The organism is Burkholderia ubonensis (assembly GCF_902833085.1).
In the GTDB taxonomy this organism is placed as follows: Bacteria; Pseudomonadota; Gammaproteobacteria; order Burkholderiales; family Burkholderiaceae; genus Burkholderia; species Burkholderia ubonensis.
This window is the reverse complement of sequence record NZ_CADFEB010000001.1, coordinates 736,711-756,512: the sequence shown is the minus strand read 5'-3', so window position 1 is coordinate 756,512 and position 19,802 is coordinate 736,711. Positions and strand designations below refer to the sequence as shown.

Sequence of the window (19,802 nt, the reverse complement as noted above, 5' to 3'; positions counted from 1 at the left end):
CCGCATCACCGCCTCGCTATCGGCGCATCCGGCCCCGCGCCCGACGGCCAGCCGCCCGCGAGCGCCTTGTACAGCGCGACCGTCGCGTCCGCGCTGCGCATCCGGCCGTCGGCCGCCGCGTCCTGCGCCTGCAGCAGCGTGCGCTCCGCGTCGAGCACCTCGTAGTAGTCGATCGCCCCCGCGGTGAACCGCGCATGCGCGAGCTGCGCCGCGCGCGCGCTGTCGGTCGCCGCGCGCTCCAGATGCGCGGTTTCGTCGCGCGTGCGCGCGACGCGCAGCAGCGCGTTCTCCGTCTCCTCGAGCGCGCCGAGCACCGTCTGCCGGTATTGCGCGAGCTGGCCGGCCGCATCCGCGTTGCTCGCCGCGAGCCGCGCGCGCACCCGGCCGACATCGAGGAACGACCAGTCGACGCCGAGCGCGATCAGGTTCGTGTCGCTGCCCGAGCGGAAGAAGCCGTAGCTGCTCGTCATGCTGCCGAGCAGGCCGGCCAGCGTGAAGCGCGGGAACAGGTCCGCGGTCGCGACGCCGACTCGCGCGGTCGCCGCGTGCAGGCACGCCTCGGCCGCCGCGACGTCCGGACGCCTGCGCAGCAGGTCGCCCGGCGTGCCTGGGTCGATGTCCGCGACGAGCGCGGGCAGCGGCGCGGGGGCATCGAGCTGGCCGATCAGCGCGCCCGGCGGCTGGCCCGTCAGCACCGCGAGCCGGTGCTCGTCGACACCGATCGCCGCCTCGTAGACCGCGATCCGCGACGTCGTCGACTCGACCTGCGCGCGGGCGCGCGCGGCGTCCAGCTCCGAGCCGCGCCCGGCGCCGACGCGCGCGTCGATCAGCGCAAGCGTCTGCCGCTGGTTGTCGGCGTTCTCGCGCGCGATCCGCAGCCGTTCCTGCGAGCCGCGCAGGTCGACGTAGGCGCGCGCGACCTCGCCCGCGATCGCGATCCGCACCGCGCGGACGTCCGCCGCGCTCGCGGCCGTTTCCGCGCGCTGCGCTTCGACCGCGCGCCGCACCCGGCCGAACAGGTCGAGTTCCCACGCGGCGTTGATGCCGACGCTCGACGTCGGCTTGTCGCGCTGGTCGCGCGGCGCGCCGAACGCCTGGTCCTTGCTCGCCAGCTGATGGCCGATCTGCCCGCTCGCGGTGACGGTCGGAATCTGGTCGAAGCGGGTCTCGCGCAGCAGCGCGTTCGACGCGTCGTAGCGCGACACCGCGAGTTGCAGGTCCAGGTTCGCCGCGAGCGCCGCGTCGATCAGGCGGGTCAGCGCGGGATCGCCGAAGCCGCGCCAGAATGCGGCGTCCGCGTCCGCAGACGTGTCGGCCGGCGCCGCGTCATGCTGCGTCGCCGGCAATGCGTCGCGCGCGAACCGCGCGGAAACCGCCGACGCGGGCCGGTCGTAGTCGGGACCGACCGCGCACGCGGCCAGCGCCAGCGATGTCGCGAGCGCGGAAAGACGAAACACTGCGCTCATCGGTTTTCTCCTTCGAGGGTGCCATGCTGTTCGCTCCAGACGGCCGGCGTGCCGCCCGCGAGCCTGCGGATCGCAACGTAGAACACCGGCGTCAGGAACAGCCCGAACAGCGTGACGCCGAGCATTCCCGCGAACACGGTGACGCCGGTGGCCGCGCGCACTTCGCTGCCCGCGCCGCCGCCGATCAGCAGCGGCACCGAGCCGGCGATGAACGCGACCGACGTCATCACGATCGGGCGCAGCCGCAGCCGGCACGCTTCGAGCGCGGCCTCGACGATCCCCTGCCCCTGGATCTCCAGCTCGCGCGCGAACTCGACGATCAGGATCGCGTTCTTGCACGCCAGCCCCATCAGCACGACGAGACCGACCTGCACGAACACGTTGTTGTCGCCGCCCGACAGCCACACGCCGAACAGCGCCGCGCACATGCACACCGGAACGATCAGGATCACCGCGAGCGGCAGCGTCCAGCTTTCGTACAACGAAGCGAGCACGAGGAACACCAGCATCACCGCGAGCGGGAACACGACGATCGCCGCATTGCTCTGCGTGACCTGCTGGTAGCTGAGGTCGGTCCATTCGAGCGTGATGCCCGGCGGCAGCACGTCCTTCGCGATCTGCTCGAGCTTCGCGATCGCCTGTGCGGACGACATCACCTTCGGGTCCGCGTCGCCGATCAGGTTCGCGGCCGGATAGCCGTTGTAGCGGACCACCGGGTCCGGCCCGTAGGTCGGCTCGACGGTCACCATCGAGCCGATCGGCACCATCTCCCCCTTCGCGTTGCGCGTGCGCAGGTTCGCGATGTCCTCCGCGGCCTGCCGATGGCCGGCATCCGCCTGCGCCATCACGCGATAGACGCGGCCGAACAGGTTGAAGTCGTTCACGTAGATCGAGCCGAGATAGACCTGCAGCGTGCTGAACAGGTCGGTCAGCGCGACGCCCTGCGCCTTCGCCTTCAGCCGGTCGACCTTCACTTCGAGCTGCGGGATGTTCGCCTGGTACGAGCTGACCGGATAGCGCATCCCCGGCGTCTTCGCGACGGCGGCCTGGAACGCGGTCAGCGCGTTCTGCAGCGCACCGTAGCCGAGCCCCGCGCGATCCTCCAGGTACAGCGAATAGCCCGACCCGTTGCCGAGCCCCTGGATCGGCGGCGGCATCATCGCGTATGCAATGCCGCCGTTGATCGCCGCGAACCGCGCGCCCAGCTCCGCATTGATCTGCGCGGCGCTGCGCCTGCGCTGGTCGAACGGCTTGAGGATGACGTACGAGTTCGTGATGTTCGGCGTGTTCACGCCCTGCAGCGCGTTCAGGCCCGCGAAGCCCGCCACCATTTCGACGCCTTCGGTGCTGCGCGCGATCCGCGCCATCTCCTGCGCCACCGCGTTCGTGCGCGACAGCGACGCGCCTTCGGGCAGCTTCGCGCCGGCGAACAGGTACAGCTTGTCCTGGACCGGGATGAAGCCGCCCGGCACCGCGTTGAACAGCAGCGCTGTCGCCGCGAGCAGCGCCGCATAGACCGCGAACACCGCGCCGCGCCGCTTCAGCGAGCGGCCGACGACGCCGTGATAGCGGTCCGAACTGCGCTCGAAGAAGCGGTTGAACGGACGGAACAGCCAGCCGAACGCGCGGTCGAGCGCGCGCGTGAGCGCGTCCGGCGGCGCGCCGTGCGGCCGCAGCAGCTTCGCGGCGAGCGCGGGCGACAACGTCAGCGAGTTGATCGCGGAGATCACCGTCGAGATCGCGATCGTCACCGCGAACTGCTTGTAGAACTGGCCCGTGACGCCCGACAGGAACGCCATCGGCACGAACACCGCGCACAGCACCAGCGCGATCGCGACGATCGGGCCCGACACCTCCTTCATCGCCTGGTGCGCAGCATCGCGCGGGCTCAGCCCCTGCGCGATGTTGCGTTCGACGTTCTCGACGACGACGATCGCATCGTCGACGACGATCCCGATCGCCAGCACGAGCCCGAACAGCGTCAGCGTGTTGATCGAATAGCCGAGCAGCAGCAGCCACGCGAACGTGCCGACCACCGACACCGGCACCGCGACGAGCGGAATGATCGACGCACGCCACGTCTGCAGGAACAGGATCACGACGAACACCACCAGCACGACCGCCTCGATCAGCGTGTGCTGGACCGCGCGAATCGATTCGCGCACGAACACCGTCGGGTCCCACACGGGCCGGTACGCGATGCCGGGAGGGAAGCGCTTCGACAGTTCGTCGAGCTTCGCGTACACCGCCTTCGCGACGTCGAGCGCATTCGCGCCCGGCGACAGGAACACGCCGACCACCGCCGACTGCCTGTCGTTGAAGAACGAGCGCAGCGTGTAGTCGCCGGCGCCCAGTTCGAGCCGCGCGACGTCGGACAGCTTGACGACCTGGCCGTCGTCGCCGTTGCGCAGCACGATGTCGCCGAATTCCTGCACCGTGCGCAGCCGGCCGCGCACGTTGATCGACACGAGGAAATCGGTCGCCTTCGGCGACGGCTCCGCGCCGAGCTGGCCCGCCGACACCTGCACGTTCTGCTCGCGCACCGCGGCGATCGCGTCGCTCGCGGTCAGCCCGCGCGACGCGAGCCGGTTCGGGTCGAGCCAGATCCGCATCGCATAGTCGCCGGAGCCGTATACGCCGACGTCGCCGATGCCGGTGATCCGCGACAGCTCGTCCTTCACGTGCAGCGTCAGGTAGTTGCGCAGGTACAGCGAATCGCGGCTGTTGTCGGGCGAATAGAGGCTCACGTACATCAGCGGCGTCGGCGACTGCTTCTGCGTCGTCACGCCGTACTGGCGCACCTCGTCGGGCAGGCGCGACAGCGCCTGGCTCACGCGGTTCTGCACGCGCACCGCGGCCGTGTCCGGATCGACGCCCGGCACGAACGTGACGACCACCTGCAGGCTGCCGTCGGAGCCGGCCACCGACTTCATGTACATGATCCCTTCGACGCCGTTGATCGCCTCCTCGAGCGGCTCGGCAACCGATTCGGCGATGGCCTTCGGGTTCGCGCCCGGATACGTCGCACGCACCACGACGCTCGGCGGCACGACTTCCGGATACTCGCCCGCGGGCAGCATCGGAACGGCGATCAGCCCGAGCGCGAAGATGACGATCGACAGCACGACCGCGAAGATCGGCCGGTCGATGAAGAAACGGGAGAAATCCATGCTTCGGCCTCCCGTTACTGCGCCGCAGGCGCGGCGGCTTCGGCGGACGCGGCCTGCATGCCGGCGACGGGCCGCGCGGCCAGCGTCTTCGGCTTCACCGGCGCGCCCGGATAGTAGACCCGCTGCACGCCGTCGACGATCACGCGATCGCCCGCCTTCAGCCCCTTCTCGACGATCCGCTCGCCGTCCAGCACGCGGCCGATCGTCACGTCGCGGCGCAGCGCCTTGTCGCCCGGGCCGATCACGTAGACGTACTTGCGGTCCTGGTCGGTCAGCACCGCCTTGTCGTCGACCAGCAGCGCGTCTTCGTCGCGGCCGCTGACGAGCTGCACGCGCGCATAGAGGCCCGGCGTGAACGTGCGGTCGGCGTTGGCCAGCCGCACGCGCGCGCGGATCGTGCCGGTCGCCGGGTCGAGCCGGTTGTCGAGGAAGTCGACCGTGCCCGCGTGCGGATAGCCCGTCTCGTTCGCGAGCCCGACGCGCACCGGATCGGCGCCGATCGCGCGATGCTTCGGATCGGCGCGCCGCGCGTTGTAGCGCAGGTAGCTCTGCTCGTCGCAGTCGAAGTACACGTAGACGGGATCCTGCGACACGACCGTCGTGAGCAGCGTGTCGTCGGCGCGGGCGAGGTTGCCGACTGTCGCCATCGCGCGGCCGACGCGGCCGGCGATCGGCGCGCGCACCTCGGTGAAGCCGAAATTCAGTTGCGCGTCGGCGACGGCGGCGTCGGCCGCCTGCAGGTCGGCACGCGCCTGCGCGTCGGCGGCGCGCGCGTTGTCGAGTTCCTCCTGCGACGTCGCGTGCGAATCGATCAGCGTCTGCACGCGCTTGAGCTGCACCTGCGCGAGACCGGCCGCCGCGCGGGCGCGCTGCCGCTGCGCGAGCGCCCGGTCGAGCGCGATCCGGTACGGGCGCGGATCGATCACGAACAGCACCGCGCCTTGCGGCACGAGGTCGCCCTCCTTGTAGGCGACGCGCTGCAGGTAGCCGCTCACGCGCGGCCGCAGCTCGACCGCATCGACCGCTTCGACTCGGCCGTTGAACGCGTCGGCAAGACGCACGGTGCGCGGCGCGATGGTCGCGACGCCGACTTCGGGGGGAGGCTGGGCCGGCGGGTCGCCGCGGCCGTCATGACAGCCGGACAACGCAAGCAGCAGCGCGCAGGCGGCGCCCAGCGGCGCAGTCCTGTGAACGGGAAGAGAGAGCATGGAGCCTCGCGGTACGTTAAACTGCCGCGTAGCTTAAAAGTTGAAGTTAACTTTAAGTCAAGTTTTCCAGGAGCACGTCATGGGTACTACCGAAGAACCGAAATGGCCGCTGCTGTCGATCCGGGAAGTGGCCGCCCGCAGCGGCGTGCCGGCGTCGACGCTGCGCTTCTACGAATCGCGCGGCCTCATCAAGTCGCATCGCAGCGGCTCGAGCCATCGCCAGTATTCGCGCTCGGTGCTGCGCCTGATCGCGTTCATCGTGTTCGCGCAGAAGATCGGCTACTCGCTCGACGAGATCGCCGAACAGCTCGTGAGCCTGCCGGTCGACACGCTGCCGACCAACAAGGACTGGCAGCGGCTGTCGCGGGGATGGAAGAAGCGCGTCGCCGACCGGATCGAGGAATTGCAGCGGCTCTATATCAATCTCGACGAGTGCATCGGCTGCGGCTGCCTGTCGCTGAAGCGCTGCAAGCTGACGAACCCCGAGGATCGCGCGGGCCGGCGCGGGCCCGGGGCGCGGCGGTGGCTCGGGGATCCGCCGCCGGAGTGACTGCCGGCGGGCGTCCGTCGCCGACCGGGATCCCCCCGTGCCGGCTTGGCGTCTATCGCGTCCACATCACGGCGTGCGTCTGCCCGCTCGACGTCGTCGCCTCGCCGACGACCTGGCCAAGTTCGTTGATCCCGAACGCCGAGCTGCTTCTGCCGCCCGGCAGATTGCCGAGATCGGTCATCACGCCGTTTTCGAACAGGAACGCGTGGATCTGGCCGTCCGCGGCGTCCGACGTGCCCACGACCTGCCCATGGTTGTTGATCGCGTACGCCGTGCTCGTATGGCCGCCGGCAAGCGTGCCGAGATCGGTCATGGTCCCGTCCCGATACACGAACGCGTGAAAATAGCCGTTCGCGGCGGTTGCGTCGCCGACTACCTGGCCGAGATCGTTGATCCCGTAGGCCTCGCTGAACTGGCCGCCGGGAAGCGTGCCGAGGTCCTTCATCACGCCCTTGTCGTACAGAAACGCATGCAGCGGCTCGATGTGATGGATCAGGAACCCGGCCGCACCGGCTATCTGTCCTTGGTTGTTGATCGCCGCGGCGGTACTGTCGAGATCGCCCGGCAGCGTGCCGAGGTCGGTGAAGGTCCCGTTTTCGTACAGGAACGCGCGCCCCTCCCCTCTTGCCCCGTTCACCATCACGCCCACCACTTGCCCGTGGCCGTGCTGATTCACTCCGGCGGCGCCCGTCGCAAAGAAACCCGGCGGCACGCCGAGATCCGCCATGACGCCGCCGTCGTACAGGAACGCGTGGCTAGGCTGGCGGCCCTGCGTGCTCAGCCCGACGTCTCCGCTTCCCACGACCTGGCCGCGGTCGTTGATGCCCGACGCCGAACTGATGTCGCCGCCTTGCATGGTCCCGAGATCGGACATCGCGCCTTGCTGATAGAGAAATGCGTGCGTGATGAAGAATCCGGCGCCGGAGAGGTTCGCCTCGCCGACCACTTGGCCCCGGTTGTTGATCGCGGTGGCCGAGCTGTAGGTTGCGCCGGGAAACGTACCCAGGTCGTGTATCGCCAAACCTTGCGCGTCGGCGGGCTGGAACGCGCGGACGGACAACAGCGCAAGAATCGCAATGGCGCGGAAAACGCCGCCGCGCCTGACGAGCGGCTTGCATGCGGATCGCATTGTTCACTCCTTCGGATGGATGCTTGACACGGGACGGCGGCGCGATGCGCCGGATGCGCGTGCACGTGCGACGCGACAAGCCGACGTTCGGCATCGGGCCGGCTCGCTTCCCGGCCGACAGGGCGGGAAGCCCGACCATCACGCATGAATCGCTCCACGGCCGTCGGACCGCGGTTTCCTCCGGCCGCACGCGACGTTTGTGCACGAGTCGTTGCAACGGAGAAACGCGATCGCGAATCGCGGCAGGCGCGCGGGTGGCGTGTGCGACGCGGCCTGCTCCCGCCCGGCCGGTGCGGCCCGGGCACGCGTGCGCAGGCGCGCGGGCGAAGCCGCGCCGCCGCAAAAAACGTATCTCGGAAGAAACGCCCGACGCCGCGCCCTCACCCCGGCCGTCGGCCCCCGTTCACCGCGAGCGTCGCGACCGCCCGGTTGCGCCGGCCGTCATCGCGACGCCGGCGCGCCGTGCCCCAGCAGGTCGAATGCCGTCGCGAGCACGGCTGCCTTGAATTGCTCGGGTCGTGACGGCAGCGCTGTGAATTCCCGCACCAGGTGACTGTAGGACACAGTCATGTTGATCGCGTTCTCGATCATGAAGAACGTCACGTCGGGATCCGCCATCCTGATCTCGCCGGCATCTGCCGCATCGACCAGCAGCGGTATGAACACCGCGCGGTACGGTCGCACCAGCCTCTCCAGCAGCAGGTTGAGCCGGTCGCCCTGCTCCGTCGTCGCGGTCGAGAAGAACATGCCGATGTCCGGTTCGGCGAAGGTCAGGTCGACGCCCAGCGCAAGCGCGCGCTCGACGCGCGCCCGGGGCGACAGCGACGACGTTCTCAGCGCGCCCACCTCGGCCAACAACGGCGCCACCAGCTCCGAGATCTGTTCGACGACCGCGTTCCAGAGCGTCTCCTTGGTTCCGAAATGATGTGCGATCAGCGCCGCATCCACTTCCAGTTCGCGCGCGATCTCCCGCACGCTCGTCGCGTCGTAGCCGCGCTTCGCGAACGTGCGGCGCGCCGCGCGCAAGATGACGTCCGGTCCGACGGACGCGCCCGGCAAAGGCCGTCCACGCGTGCGCCGCTTCGACGGCGATCGCCCCGAGACTCCAGCCACGTTGTCCTTGCTCCCTTCCACGATTCGATTGTCCTGATCGTCCGCCGGCCCCGATTCCCGGAACCGGACGGTCTCCGCCCCCCGGTTGACACGCCAAGCCGCGCGGCGCTAGGATCATACATTATTCATCACGCGATGATTTAATGATGCTCACAGTATCCAGACCCTTGCGTATCGTCATTGTCGGCGGCGGCATCGCCGGATTGCAGCTCGCAACCCGCCTGGGCGAGCGGCTCGGCAAGTCCGGCCGCGCGCAGGTCACGGTCGTCGACCGCAGCCCGACGCACGTCTGGAAGCCGATGCTGCACACGATCGCGGCCGGCACGCGCGATGTCCAGCAACAGCAGGTGATCTTCCTCGCCCACGCCCGCGAGCATGGCTACACGTACCAGCCCGGCGAACTCCAGGGGCTCGATCGCGCGCGGCGGCGCGTGCAGCTCGGCGAGATCCGCTCGCAGGACGGCGAGCGGGTGCTCGAAGCACGCGAACTCGAATACGACGTGCTGATCCTCGCGCTCGGCAGCCAGGCCAACGATTTCGGCGTGCCGGGCGTGCGCGAGCACTGCTACTTCATCGACAGCCAGCGGCAGGCGGAAACCTTCAACGAGGCGTTGCGGATGCGCGTGTTCCGCAGCGTCGCGCGCGACGAGCCGTTGCGCGTCGCGATCGTCGGCGCGGGCGCGACGGGCGTGGAACTCGCGGCGGAACTGAGCCGGCTGCTGGAAGTCGCGCAAGCGTACGGCGACACGACGGTGCGCGAGCGGCTGCGGCTTACGCTGCTCGAAAGCGGCCCGCGCATCCTGGCCGCGTTTCCGCCGAGGATTTCCGCGTCCGCGCAGCGGCGGCTCGAACAGATCGGCTTTCATGTGCTGACGTCGACGCGCGTGAGCTCGGCCGACGCGCGCGGCTTCCACTATGGCGACGGTTCGTTCGCGGAAGCGGACCTGATGGTCTGGGCGGCCGGCGTGAAGGCGCCCGATTTCATGCAGGCGCTGGGCGGCCTCGACACGAACCGCGCGAACCAGATCGTCGTCGGACCCACGCTGCAGGCGACGGGCGACGAGCGCGTGTTCGCGATCGGCGATTGCGCGAGCCTGCTGCCCGACGGCCACGAGCGGCCGCTGCCGCCCACCGCGCAAGTCGCGACTCAGCAGGCCGAGCATCTTGCGAAGCACCTGCCCGCATGGCTCGACGGCAAGCCGATGCCTGCTTTCGCGTTCCACGATTTCGGCGCGCTCGTGTCGATCAGCGACTACGACGCGTTCGGCACGCTCGGGCAATTCGGCTTCTTCCGCGGCGGCTTCATCCAGGGGCGTTTCGCGCAGTTCAACCACCTGATGCTTTACCGGCGGCACCAGCAGGCGCTGCACGGTTTCTCCAAGGCCACGCTGCTGTGGATCGCGGAACGGATCAACGGCTGCGTGCAGCCGCGCATCCGCCTGTCGTGATGCGGCGCGTCGCGGCATCGCGTAACGTTTCGAGGAAAGCAGACATGAACGACAGTGCAGCGCCCTGGCTCAGGACCGTCGCCGCGATCGGCAGCTTCGACATGCCGGGCATGCCCCGGCGACGCAGCATCACGCGCGACCGGCTGCCGTCGTGGGACGCGGCGAGCCGGCCGACGATCAGCGTGCTCGAACGCCCGACGCCCGACACCGTGATGATTTCGTGGCGCGACGCGTGCACCGGGCATTACGGCTACCAGAAGTGGCGGCTGTTCACGACGCGGCGGCGCGGCACCTGTGCGCTATCGGGGCGGCCGATCGAGATCGGCGACAGCGTGTATTCGCCGCAACTGCTGGGATCGACGCCGGGCAACGCCGCCGCGATGGTGCTGGCGGCATGCGTCGATGCGGCCCGGGCCGCCGAGGCGGCTTGAATTCAGGCAGCGGTTGCGCGATCGGCGTCTCGGGCCGGCTCGCTCATTTCGTTTTCAGTAGCCGATCGCCGATCCGGCCGGGCGGCGCGGGTCGTTGGAGCCGTAGACGAAGCCGGCCCGGACGTTGCCGGACACCGACGAGTCGTTTCCGGAACTCTGCCGGCTCGCCGCTTCGGTGCCGGGCAAGCCGACCAGGATCAGCTCGGCCGCGCCCCACGGCGTCTGCTCGACCATCTTGTAGCCCATGTTGCGCAGGATCGCGAGCGTATCGGGCGACAGGCCATAGGTTTCGTAATAGACCTCGTCGGGCAGCCACTGATGGTGGATGCGGGACGCATCGACCGCATCCTGCGGCGCCATCCCATAGTCGATCACGTTCAGCACCGTCTGCAGCGTGATCGTGATGATGCGCGAGCCGCCCGGCGAACCGACCACCATGAACACCTTGCCGTCCTTCGTCACGATGGTCGGCGCCATCGACGACAGCGGACGCTTGCCCGGCGCGATCGAATTGCGGGTGCCCTGCACCAGGCCGAACAGGTTCTGCGCGCCGACCTTCACGGTGAAGTCGTCCATCTCGTCGTTCAGGAAGAAGCCCGTCCCCGGCGCAATGACCACGGCGCCGAAGCGGCCGTTCACCGTATAAGTCGTCGACACCGCGTTGCCGTCTCGGTCGATGATCGAATAGTGCGTGGTCTCCGGCTTCTCGTGCACGCCGACGCCGGGCTGCACGTCGACCGACGGCGTCGCCGTATCGGCGTGGATGCGCTTGCGGATTTCCGCTGCGTATTCCTTGCTCGTCAGCTTCGCGGCCGGATTGTCGATGAAGTTCGGATCGCCGAGCAGCGTGTTGCGATCCTCGTATGCATGCCGCATCGCTTCGGTCATGTAGTGGATCGACGCCGCCGAGTGGTAGCCCAGCTTGCGCAGGTCATATCCCTCGAGGATGTTCAGCGTCTCGCACATCGTCACGCCGCCCGAACTCGGGGGTGGCGCCGACACGAACGCGTAGCCGCGATACGTGCATTTCAGCGGCGCCAGGTCTTCCGCGCGATAGGACGCGAAATCGCTCGCCGTGATCAGGCCGCCGGCGCGCTTCGACGCCGCCTCGACGATCTTCGGAATCTCGCCGTGATAGAACGCATCGGGCCCCTGCTCCGCGATTCGCTCCAGCGTGCGGGCCAGATCCTTCTGCACCAGGCGATCGCCCGGCTGCAGCGGCGTGCCGTCGGGGCGCAGGAAGATGCGGGCCGCTTCCGGATCCGTCTTGAAACGCTGGATCGTCGTGTCGAGGATGTCCGTATCGGCCCGCGTCAGGATGAACCCGTCGCGCGCGAGCCGGATCGCGGGCGCCATTACCTGCTTGCGCGTCAGCTTCCCGTATTTGCGCAGCGCGAGATCGAGGCCGGCGACCGTGCCCGGCACGCCGACCGCGCGATAGCCGTACAGGCTTTCGTCCGGGCGGACATTGCCCGACGCATCGAGATACATGTTCGCGGATGCCGCGGCCGGCGCGGTCTCGCGGAAATTGATGAACCGGTCCCGGCCATCGGCCAGGTGGAGGGTCATGAAACCGCCGCCGCCGATATTGCCGCAGCACGGATTGGTCACCGCCTGCGCATAGCCGACCGCCACGGCGGCGTCCACCGCGTTGCCGCCTTCCTTCAGGATGTCGACGCCGATTTGCGATGCGAGGTGCTGCGACGAGACGACCATGCCGTTCTTCGCCTCGACCGCGGGTTCCGAAGCGGCGAACGCGCACACGTGCAATGCCGACAACAGGGTGAGTACTACGAGCCGCCTCATGACGGAATCCTCCAGACAAATTACCGGGCCAGACCGAAATGTAATAAACAATACATTTCGATGAGGGCGCGATCATAGCACGCAGGATTTCACGTCAAAAACCTAGGGATATCACCGAATGTCAGCGAAATAGACGGCAAAAAGACTCCGCACCGGATGTTTGATTTATTACAATCAAGCATCAAAACGCCACAGACCGATGCGTCCCTCAAATTTCGGCCGGCGGCCCGATTCCCGTCCACCGATGGGCTAACATGCGTGGGTTCGCCGGCGGACGCAGGTCTGCCGTTTGTCATTCGAATCAGAAAGTGAGAGTGCCCGATGGGGACGAGCATCAGGGCGTTGCTGTTATCCCAGATGGATAGCTTCACGCCGTCGGAACAGAAGGTCGCGCACGCGCTGCTGGATCGCTATCCCAGTCTCGGGTTGGGGCCCATCGCACACTTTGCGAAGCAGGCCGAGGTCAGCGACCCGACCGTCTTTCGCTTCGTCGTCAGAATCGGCTTTCCCAATTACTCGTCGTTCCAGCAGGCGCTGTACGACGAAATCGACACCGCGATGAACTCGCCGCTCGCGCGGATGGATGCGTTCCACTCCGCATCCGGCATGCGCGACAGTCATTCGGCAATCTTTCAACGGCTCTCGCGGTCGCTGGCCACCACGATCGAAGGTCTCGACGCGGCCGCCTTCGACGAAGCGGTGACGCTGCTGGCGAAGCCGGAGATCCGCATCTTCTGCGGCGGCGGGCGCTACACGGCGCCGCTCGCTTCGCTGTTTTCCTTTACCCTCGCCTACGCACGCCCGCATGTTCAGTATGTCGAACCGAACGTCAACCTGGCCTCGGTCTCACTGGCGGACATGGGTGCCGACGACGTGCTCGTCATCTTCGATTTTCGCCGTTACCAGAAAGACAGCATCCGGTTCGCGCAAGCCGCGCACCGGCTCGGCACCCGGATTCTGCTGATCACCGACGAATGGAATTCGCCGATCAGCGAGTTCGCCGAGATCGTGCTGCGGATCCAGGGGCGCCCTTTCGCGATGCTGCAGACCAACGTGCCCGCGCTTGCGCTCGCCGAAGCGCTCGTGATCGGCGTGACGAACCGGCATCCGGAACTGGCGAGGCAGCGGATGGAGAAGATCGAATATCTCAACACGGGCGGAATCGGACAGGATACGAACCAGCGCGATTTGCCCGAATGATCGCCATCTGAAGCGATTGCAACGCCTCGCAGGCCGCCGGCTCCGGCCGCCGACCTCGCCGTACCTCGCAATCAGCGGGAATAAAACCGTCGCCGCGCCGGTATCTCACGCGGAAGCGCCGGTTTATTCCCGGACGATCCGGCCGTCCGGTTCCGTCATACGATTGCGAGGCTGACATGTCTTCATCGAACCCTACCCGCCCGTCGCGCCGCAGGGCCCTGCAGTGCATGGCCTTCGGCGGTCTCGGCACGCTGTTCACGCTGTCGGGCGGCATCCTGACGCCGTTCGACCTCGCGCTCGCGCAGGACAGCGGCGCCCGCCCTGCCGATGCGGGGCGACCGCTGTTCCTGCAGATCAGCGACACGCACATCGGCTTCAACAAGGAAGCCAATCCCGACGTCGCCGGCACGCTCAAGCAGACGATCGCGCTCGTCAACGGGATGCCCGCGAAACCCGCCCTCGTCATTCACACGGGCGACATCACCCACCTGTCCAAGGCGTCCGAATTCGATCTCGCGTCCCAGCTCCTGTCCGGCCTGTCCATCCCCGAACTCCATACGGTTCCGGGCGAGCACGACGTCACCGACGGCTCCGGCGCGGAATATTTCAGCCGGTTCGGCAAGGCGTCGGACAATCGCGGCTATTACAGCTTCGACCATGACGGCGTGCATTTCGTCGGGCTCGTCAACGTGATGCACTTCAAGCCCAACGGGCTCGGCAGCTTCGGCGAGGATCAGCTCGCCTGGCTGGAAAAGGATCTCAAGGGCCAATCGTCGAGCACGCCGATCGTGGTGTTCTCGCACATGCCGATGTGGACGATCTACGAGCCGTGGGGCTGGGGAACCGGCGATGCGCCGCAGGTCGTCGGCATGCTGCGGCGCTTCGGCTCGGTCACCGTGCTGAACGGACACATCCATCAGATCGTCTCCAAGGTGGAAGGCAACATCACGTTCCATACCGCGCGTTCCACCGCATTCCCGCAGCCGACCGCCGGCAACGGCCCCGGCCCGGTGCCGCTCACCGTGCCGCACGATCAGCTCGCGAAGATGCTGGGCGTGACGACCGTCGGGTTCGCCGGCCATCCCGCGGCGTCGGCGCTTCACGACACCACGCTCGCGTAAGCGGCAAGGAGACCACCATGAAGAATCGTGCACTGCCCCGCACCCTCGTCGCGCTCGCGCTCTGCGCGGCCGCGTCCGTGTCGCCCGGCGCGGCGTTCGCGCAGAGCGCGGGCGGCCCGCTCGTGACCATCAAGAACTTCATGTTTTCGCCGATGTCGACCACGATCAAGGCCGGCACGACGCTCACCTGGAAGAACCTCGATGCGGAACCGCACACCATCGTCAACGACGCGGGCATCTTTCATTCGAATGCACTCGACCAGGACGAAACGTACTCCTACAAGTTCGACAAGCCGGGGGTCTACAAGGTCTTCTGCGGAATTCATCCGTTCATGAAGGAAACGATCACGGTGCAGTAAGCGGTGCAGTAAGCCGCTTCACCGCGATCCATGCCGGACGACGCATGCCGCAATCGGGCATGCGTCGCGGCGCACGTGTCGTGCGCCTGCGAACGCCTACGATCCGGCCGCCGCGCGCAACCGTTCGACGAACCCGCCGAGCTCGGCAGCGCCCGCATCGGTGACGGCCCGGTAGTTCATTCGCCCGGCCGACCAGCGCGCAACGTGATAACCCTGCTGCTCGTCGATGCGCGGCTGCCCGGCGGCGCCGTTTCTTGGCCACACGTATACGTTTATCGGATGGCGCTGGTATCGATACACGAGCACCGCGACGGTCCGCCCGCCCACGTAATCGAGCCGCCCGCCGACGAGCGGATAGCCGTCCTGCGCCAGATCCCGCACCGGCGGCGCAAAATCGATCTTTCCGTCGAACCACGGCTTGACCGTATGCCGGTCGGTCGACACGACGTCGGTCAGATGATCCAGCTGCAGCGAGCGCACATGGCTGTCGACGAGTTCCGTCCGGAGCTGCTCGTCGGCCGTCGGAACCGACAGCCAGAGCACGCCGCTCCATGTCAGCGCCAACGCGCTGACGGCCAGCGCGCCCGCCGGCGCCCAGATCGGCATGCCGGTCGTCTTCCACGGCCGCAGCCAATCGGACAGGCGCCGGCGGACGGATCGACGGGAACGCAGATCCGCCGCGATCCGCACGCGCAATGCGTCAGGCGCGCCGAACCGGAGGTCGGCCGACTTCAGCAGCGCGCTCGCGCGCCGCTGGATCTCGAGTGCGCTCCGGCATGCGTTGCAGCGGGCCAGGTGACGCTCGAGCGCCGCACTTTCGGTGAGACTCAACTCGTTGTCGACGTATGCCGCGAGCACGTCGCATGCTTGCTGATGATCCATCACGCCTCCTGGCCCATGTTCACGAGAATCGCGGCGAGCTGCCGGCGCCCGCGCCCGAGGCGCGACATCACCGTGCCGATCGGCACGCCGACGATGCTCGCAATTTCCTTGTACGAGAACCCTTCGATCTCCCTCAACACGACGACCTCGCGGTGCTCGACGCTCAGGCTCTCCAGCGCCTTGACGACCTGCCTGCGGTCCTGCGCGCGCATCAGCAGGGTCTCGGGACTGAGGCAGCCTTCGTCGCTCAATTCGGGCGCGGCGTCGTCATCGTCGAGCGACAGCGATTCGGCCGTGCGGCGCCGGTTCTGCCGATACCACGTGAAGAACACGTTGCGGACGATGCTCAGCAACCACGCGCGCGCATCGTCGCCGTCGAACCTGTCGATGAACCTGAACGCGCGGACATACGCTTCCTGAACGATGTCCTGCGCATCCTGGTCGTTGCGGGCAAGCCATCGGGCGACGTTGTACGCGGCATGCATGTGAGGCGACATCAGCACATCGAAGCGCCTGACAGAAGTCTGCTCGTCCATTCCGCACCCGCATCGTCACTTGATCGAAACCACACCGCACAAGTGATAACTCCCGATACGCGGCTTCTATTCCCGTCGTCCGCATGCCGTGCGGATGCGGGCGATTTTTTCAAGGATTCCGTACGAGCGGAATAAACGCGCCCGCCGCGAAGTTGGAACGATTGCAGCACGCACCGTTTTCACTTTCTAAGGAGCTCGACATGAACAAGCCTCTGCTGGTCGGCGTTTCCATCGCGATGCTTTGCGCCGCCGGTTTTGCCACGCAGGCTTCGGCGCAAGGCAGGACGCGCGCGGAAGTCCGTCAGGAATTGATCGACGCGGAGAACCACGGCCTGCGTTTCGTGACCGACGCGTCGTACCCCGATGTGAGCCCGCTATACCAAACGCAGGTGGACCGGATGCAGGCCGCGCCCGAACGCAGCGGAACCGGCAGTCAGGCCGCGGGGTCGGCCGATGCGGGCAAACGCGCGCGTGCGCCCGCGACACCGGGCGACGCGGCGTGCGTCGGGCCCGTCAGCTTCTGCACGCCGTATTTCGGCAGCTGAGACGCGCGCGTCGTTCGTCGCCTGCTCGCCATTGCATTCACGGATTCTGGAGCACCGTCATGAAACACCCGATCGGTTTGCTGATCGTCGCCGCGCTGTTTGCCGGCGATGCGGCATCGGCCCAGACACCCGCGCCGCTCACGCGCGCGCAGGTGCTGGAGGAACTCTACGAACTGGAAGCCGCCGGCTACGATCCGTCCGCCGGCGACCAGGGCACGTACCCAGCGGACATTCAGGCGGCGGAGGCGAAAGTCGCCGCGCAGCGGGCAGCGAGATCGGCGGCGGGCGACGCAAGCACGCCGTCAGCCGGCCTGCCCGCGCAAGCCGGCAGGTAGCGGCACGTGACGCCGGCGACGGGAGATTCGCAGATCCGACCCGGCCGTTCCGCCGGGTCGATACCTGCTCACGGAGGTGTCTCCCCGAGCAGCCGTGCTACGGCGCTCGAAGAGATCGGTATAAAAGACGCGCGCTTCTCCCGAGGAGAAGAAGCGCGCGGTAAAGCCGCCTGACGAATCCGAGGCGCCAACCAGGCAGTAAACGCCGTCAGGCGGGACACGAGACATGGAACCCGTGCCGAGTGAGAACCGTTGAAACTTCCCAAAAAAACTGTGATCGCAGATAGTAACGTCGCGGCCGCGTCGATCCGACTGGTGCGCGCGCTCCCGGCAATCCGCAACGATCCGGGGGCTGCCGCCCAACGGACGCATGTCCGTCGGCCGTTTCATTCCGGTCGTCGCCTGCGCTCTCAACACGAGCGACGACCGCCCTGCCTCTCTACATCCTTCCTGCTTCCTGCATCAGTTTGTCCGTCATGACGCCGGCGTCACGCGTGCTGCCGATTCGGCTGCCGCAGTTCGGCCTCGTCCTGCGCATGATCCGGGCCCGCGAGCCGCACGGCGACGGTCGCGGCCGTGGTGCTCGCATAGACGTTCAGCGCGGTGCGCCCCATGTCGAAGAAGGCATCGACGCCGAGGATCAGCAGCACCGCGTCCGCCGGCAGGCCGATCGACGTGAGGATCACGGTGATCGCGACGATCGCGCCGGACGGCACGTTGGCCGCGCCGTCGATCGTGATGATCGTCAGGACCACGATCATCAGCACGACCGGCCACGTCCAGACGATGTGGTACGCGTCGCCGAGGTATGCGACCGCGAGCGCCGTATAGAGCACCGCGCCGTCGCGGTTGAAGATGTACGCGAGCGGCAGGATCGTCGATGCGACGCCGCGCGGCACGCCCATCTCGGTCAGCTTCTTCAGGTGAAGCGGAAACGTGATCTCCGACGAGCGCGTCGTGAAGCCCAGGATCAGCGGCTCGCGCACCTTCCTGATCACCGCGAGCGGCGAATGGCCCGTGGCCTTGATGACCGCCGTCAGGATGATCGCGAGGATCGCCATGCCGAGGTACGCGACGCCCAGCAGCTTGACGAGCGGATGGAGCGCGGCGATGCCCTTGGTCGAGAACAGCAGCGCGAGCGCCGCGAAGATCGCGAGCGGCGACCACGCGATCACCCACTCGACCAGCTTGAACAGGCCGGCCAGCAGCGCCTCGAACACCGCGATCGCCGGTTCCGCGCGATCCGCGACCGCGGCCAGCGCGGAGCCGAGCAGCACGCCGAACACCAGCACCGGCAGCGAGTTGCCCGCGGCGAGCGCGGCGACGATGTTGGCGGGAATCAGGTCGACCACGAATTGCATCCAGTCGATCGACGACGCGAGATGCGCCGGCATCGTGCCCGTCTGGGCCAGGCTCGCGCCGAGCCCGGGGCGGAACGCCCAGTTGAGCAGCAGCCCGAGTGCCGCCGCCAGCGCGGTCATCACGACGAAGAACACGACGCTGAGCGTCGCGACGGTGCCGAGCCGGCCGCGCTGCTGCCGCGCGCGAAACACGCCGACCGTCACCGACAGGAAAATCAGCGGCATGACGACCATCTTGATCGCATGCCCGAAAATCGCCGTAACGAATCCCAGCTTCGAACCCACGTCCGGCAGGAATACGCCGCATGCGCCCCCGAGCACCAGGCCGGCGAACATCTTGATCGGAAGCAAGGATTTATTGGTCTCGTTATTCATTGTTGTGCCCGGATTAGTTTGATTCGCGCGGGCGTTCCGTCGATGATGTGATTCCACATATGCTGCCGCGCGAGTTCGCCGTCTTTATTGACGATCGCCTGATAAATCCTGAGATGCTCGATCGTGCCGCGACGCACCGTTTCCGCATCGCCGCGCGGCAATTCATTGAGCGCGAGGGTCTGCCCGCGCAATAATTCGTATGCCGTCGAGATTCGCGGGTTCTTCGCCGCCGCGAACAGTTCCTGATGGAATACCCATCCCACGCGCTGCTCGAGCATGATGTCGCCGCTATCCGCGTCGAGAATCCGGCTCATGCGTTCGGCCGACTCCCTGAGCCCGTCGGTCGCCCCGCGCTGGGCCGCCAGATAGGCCGCGGTGCTCTCGAGCGCCAGCCGCATTTCGTAGATTTCCCGCAGGTCGTCGTTGGTGGGCGACGTAACGTACGTCCCGCTCTTTCCGACGACCGTGACGAGCCCTTCGGCCTCGAGCAGATGAAGCGCGCTGCGAACCGGCATCTGACCGAAACCGAGTTCGTCGGCAAGGCCGCGATGAGAAATCTTTTGTCCAGGCGTGAGCCGGCCGTCAAAGATTCGCGTGCGAATCTCCTCGTAGGCGCTCTCGGCATTGGTCAATATTTTCCCCGTCATCTGCGATCACAGTTTCACTGGTTGTTTTTAAATCGAATCGGCCGGGTGTGAGATTATCCTTCCGCTCGAATTCCGGCAACTGTAATTTGTGCGAGTGCGGTAAATTTCGTAGTGTGGTTG

The 19,802-nt window shown here is 67.2% G+C and carries 18 protein-coding genes; 8 read left to right on the top strand and 10 right to left on the bottom strand.

The features are described 5' to 3' along the window. Positions 1–5 precede the first annotated feature (5 nt). Genes HWX31_RS03355 through HWX31_RS03345 form a run of 3 tightly spaced genes read right to left on the bottom strand, consistent with a single transcriptional unit; the run spans position 6 to position 5,844 of the window. Positions 6–1,466, bottom strand: coding sequence for an efflux transporter outer membrane subunit (locus HWX31_RS03355; RefSeq protein ID WP_174962363.1), 1,461 nt, complete (start codon positions 1,464–1,466; stop codon positions 6–8). Continuing rightward, positions 1,463–4,636, bottom strand: coding sequence for an efflux RND transporter permease subunit (locus HWX31_RS03350; protein ID WP_174962361.1), 3,174 nt, complete (start codon positions 4,634–4,636; stop codon positions 1,463–1,465). The genes HWX31_RS03355 and HWX31_RS03350 overlap by 4 nt, the downstream gene beginning before the upstream one ends. A 14-nt stretch (positions 4,637–4,650) precedes the next feature. Further along, positions 4,651–5,844 (bottom strand): efflux RND transporter periplasmic adaptor subunit, encoded by a 1,194-nt coding sequence (locus tag HWX31_RS03345; RefSeq protein WP_174962359.1) that lies wholly within the window; start codon positions 5,842–5,844, stop codon positions 4,651–4,653. A 79-nt stretch (positions 5,845–5,923) separates the two neighbouring features. Here HWX31_RS03345 and soxR point away from each other — a divergent pair, with 79 nt between their 5' ends. Continuing rightward, entirely contained in the window at positions 5,924–6,394 is a 471-nt protein-coding gene (gene soxR / locus HWX31_RS03340) for a redox-sensitive transcriptional activator SoxR (RefSeq protein ID WP_174962356.1), read from the top strand. 52 nt (positions 6,395–6,446) lie between these two features. Here the strand turns inward: soxR and HWX31_RS03335 are convergent, their stop codons facing one another. Together HWX31_RS03335 and HWX31_RS03330 are read right to left on the bottom strand one after the other, a co-directional pair. Next, on the bottom strand, positions 6,447–7,523 hold the full coding sequence (locus tag HWX31_RS03335) for a DUF3466 family protein (RefSeq protein WP_174962354.1): 1,077 nt from the start codon (positions 7,521–7,523) through the stop codon (positions 6,447–6,449). A gap of 441 nt (positions 7,524–7,964) precedes the next feature. Next, the gene (locus HWX31_RS03330; protein ID WP_174962423.1) at positions 7,965–8,636 is read right to left on the bottom strand and encodes a TetR/AcrR family transcriptional regulator; all 672 of its coding nucleotides are present in this window, start codon (positions 8,634–8,636) and stop codon (positions 7,965–7,967) included. A gap of 146 nt (positions 8,637–8,782) precedes the next feature. Here HWX31_RS03330 and HWX31_RS03325 point away from each other — a divergent pair, with 146 nt between their 5' ends. Together HWX31_RS03325 and HWX31_RS03320 are read left to right on the top strand one after the other, a co-directional pair. Beyond that, the gene (locus tag HWX31_RS03325; protein ID WP_174962421.1) at positions 8,783–10,084 is read left to right on the top strand and encodes an NAD(P)/FAD-dependent oxidoreductase; all 1,302 of its coding nucleotides are present in this window, start codon (positions 8,783–8,785) and stop codon (positions 10,082–10,084) included. Positions 10,085–10,128: 44 nt separating this feature from the next. After that, positions 10,129–10,515, top strand: coding sequence for a DUF3331 domain-containing protein (locus HWX31_RS03320; protein ID WP_174962352.1), 387 nt, complete (start codon positions 10,129–10,131; stop codon positions 10,513–10,515). A 54-nt stretch (positions 10,516–10,569) separates the two neighbouring features. Here the strand turns inward: HWX31_RS03320 and ggt are convergent, their stop codons facing one another. Further along, positions 10,570–12,321, bottom strand: a complete 1,752-nt coding sequence (ggt, locus tag HWX31_RS03315) for a gamma-glutamyltransferase (protein ID WP_174962350.1) — start codon at positions 12,319–12,321, stop codon at positions 10,570–10,572. 321 nt (positions 12,322–12,642) lie between these two features. Here ggt and HWX31_RS03310 point away from each other — a divergent pair, with 321 nt between their 5' ends. The 3 genes from HWX31_RS03310 to HWX31_RS03300 all read left to right on the top strand — a co-directional run bounded on the left by HWX31_RS03310 (position 12,643) and on the right by HWX31_RS03300 (position 15,001). Further along, positions 12,643–13,521 carry a MurR/RpiR family transcriptional regulator gene (locus HWX31_RS03310; protein WP_174962347.1) on the top strand — a complete coding sequence of 293 codons (879 nt, stop codon included), beginning with the start codon at positions 12,643–12,645 and terminating at the stop codon, positions 13,519–13,521. A gap of 176 nt (positions 13,522–13,697) precedes the next feature. Further along, on the top strand, positions 13,698–14,642 hold the full coding sequence (locus tag HWX31_RS03305; protein ID WP_059612616.1) for a metallophosphoesterase family protein: 945 nt from the start codon (positions 13,698–13,700) through the stop codon (positions 14,640–14,642). Positions 14,643–14,659: 17 nt separating this feature from the next. After that, complete coding sequence (locus HWX31_RS03300) at positions 14,660–15,001, top strand: cupredoxin domain-containing protein (protein WP_045565185.1); 342 nt, start codon at positions 14,660–14,662, stop codon at positions 14,999–15,001. Between the two features lie 96 nt (positions 15,002–15,097). On the opposite strand, the gene HWX31_RS03295 is transcribed toward HWX31_RS03300, so the two are convergent. Continuing rightward, a complete protein-coding gene (locus tag HWX31_RS03295; RefSeq protein WP_174962346.1) occupies positions 15,098–15,883 on the bottom strand; it encodes an anti-sigma factor family protein in 786 nt (261 codons plus the stop codon). After that, complete coding sequence (locus HWX31_RS03290) at positions 15,883–16,380, bottom strand: sigma-70 family RNA polymerase sigma factor (RefSeq protein WP_232428334.1); 498 nt, start codon at positions 16,378–16,380, stop codon at positions 15,883–15,885. Before HWX31_RS03290 ends, HWX31_RS03295 begins: the two co-directional genes overlap by 1 nt. 239 nt (positions 16,381–16,619) lie before the next feature. Here HWX31_RS03290 and HWX31_RS03285 point away from each other — a divergent pair, with 239 nt between their 5' ends. Beyond that, on the top strand, positions 16,620–16,964 hold the full coding sequence (locus HWX31_RS03285; protein WP_174962344.1) for a DUF4148 domain-containing protein: 345 nt from the start codon (positions 16,620–16,622) through the stop codon (positions 16,962–16,964). 59 nt (positions 16,965–17,023) lie between these two features. Then, positions 17,024–17,299: a DUF4148 domain-containing protein gene (locus HWX31_RS03280; RefSeq protein ID WP_174962343.1), complete on the top strand. Its 276-nt coding sequence runs from the start codon at positions 17,024–17,026 to the stop codon at positions 17,297–17,299. A 488-nt stretch (positions 17,300–17,787) separates the two neighbouring features. On the opposite strand, the gene HWX31_RS03275 is transcribed toward HWX31_RS03280, so the two are convergent. Together HWX31_RS03275 and HWX31_RS03270 are read right to left on the bottom strand one after the other, a co-directional pair. Continuing rightward, on the bottom strand, positions 17,788–19,035 hold the full coding sequence (locus tag HWX31_RS03275; RefSeq protein ID WP_415493468.1) for a dicarboxylate/amino acid:cation symporter: 1,248 nt from the start codon (positions 19,033–19,035) through the stop codon (positions 17,788–17,790). Next, positions 19,032–19,682, bottom strand: a complete 651-nt coding sequence (locus HWX31_RS03270; RefSeq protein WP_174962342.1) for a GntR family transcriptional regulator — start codon at positions 19,680–19,682, stop codon at positions 19,032–19,034. The genes HWX31_RS03275 and HWX31_RS03270 overlap by 4 nt, the downstream gene beginning before the upstream one ends. Positions 19,683–19,802: the final 120 nt, after the last annotated feature.

Excerpts from the sequence above, each read along its gene's own strand:
- HWX31_RS03350 (WP_174962361.1), bottom strand. The coding sequence starts at position 4,636 with ATGGATTTCTCCCGTTTCTTCATCGACCGGCCGATCTTCGCGGTCGTG.
- HWX31_RS03280 (WP_174962343.1), top strand. The coding sequence starts at position 17,024 with ATGAAACACCCGATCGGTTTGCTGATCGTCGCCGCGCTGTTTGCCGGC.
- HWX31_RS03295 (WP_174962346.1), bottom strand. The coding sequence starts at position 15,883 with ATGGATCATCAGCAAGCATGCGACGTGCTCGCGGCATACGTCGACAAC.
- HWX31_RS03300 (WP_045565185.1), top strand. The coding sequence starts at position 14,660 with ATGAAGAATCGTGCACTGCCCCGCACCCTCGTCGCGCTCGCGCTCTGC.
- HWX31_RS03305 (WP_059612616.1), top strand. The coding sequence starts at position 13,698 with ATGTCTTCATCGAACCCTACCCGCCCGTCGCGCCGCAGGGCCCTGCAG.
- soxR (WP_174962356.1), top strand. The coding sequence starts at position 5,924 with ATGGGTACTACCGAAGAACCGAAATGGCCGCTGCTGTCGATCCGGGAA.
- HWX31_RS03290 (WP_232428334.1), bottom strand. The coding sequence starts at position 16,380 with ATGTCGCCTCACATGCATGCCGCGTACAACGTCGCCCGATGGCTTGCC.
- HWX31_RS03325 (WP_174962421.1), top strand. The coding sequence starts at position 8,783 with ATGCTCACAGTATCCAGACCCTTGCGTATCGTCATTGTCGGCGGCGGC.
- HWX31_RS03335 (WP_174962354.1), bottom strand. The coding sequence starts at position 7,523 with ATGCGATCCGCATGCAAGCCGCTCGTCAGGCGCGGCGGCGTTTTCCGC.
- HWX31_RS03285 (WP_174962344.1), top strand. The coding sequence starts at position 16,620 with ATGAACAAGCCTCTGCTGGTCGGCGTTTCCATCGCGATGCTTTGCGCC.
- HWX31_RS03310 (WP_174962347.1), top strand. The coding sequence starts at position 12,643 with ATGGGGACGAGCATCAGGGCGTTGCTGTTATCCCAGATGGATAGCTTC.
- ggt (WP_174962350.1), bottom strand. The coding sequence starts at position 12,321 with ATGAGGCGGCTCGTAGTACTCACCCTGTTGTCGGCATTGCACGTGTGC.
- HWX31_RS03345 (WP_174962359.1), bottom strand. The coding sequence starts at position 5,844 with ATGCTCTCTCTTCCCGTTCACAGGACTGCGCCGCTGGGCGCCGCCTGC.
- HWX31_RS03270 (WP_174962342.1), bottom strand. The coding sequence starts at position 19,682 with ATGACGGGGAAAATATTGACCAATGCCGAGAGCGCCTACGAGGAGATT.
- HWX31_RS03320 (WP_174962352.1), top strand. The coding sequence starts at position 10,129 with ATGAACGACAGTGCAGCGCCCTGGCTCAGGACCGTCGCCGCGATCGGC.
- HWX31_RS03355 (WP_174962363.1), bottom strand. The coding sequence starts at position 1,466 with ATGAGCGCAGTGTTTCGTCTTTCCGCGCTCGCGACATCGCTGGCGCTG.
- HWX31_RS03275 (WP_415493468.1), bottom strand. The coding sequence starts at position 19,035 with ATGAATAACGAGACCAATAAATCCTTGCTTCCGATCAAGATGTTCGCC.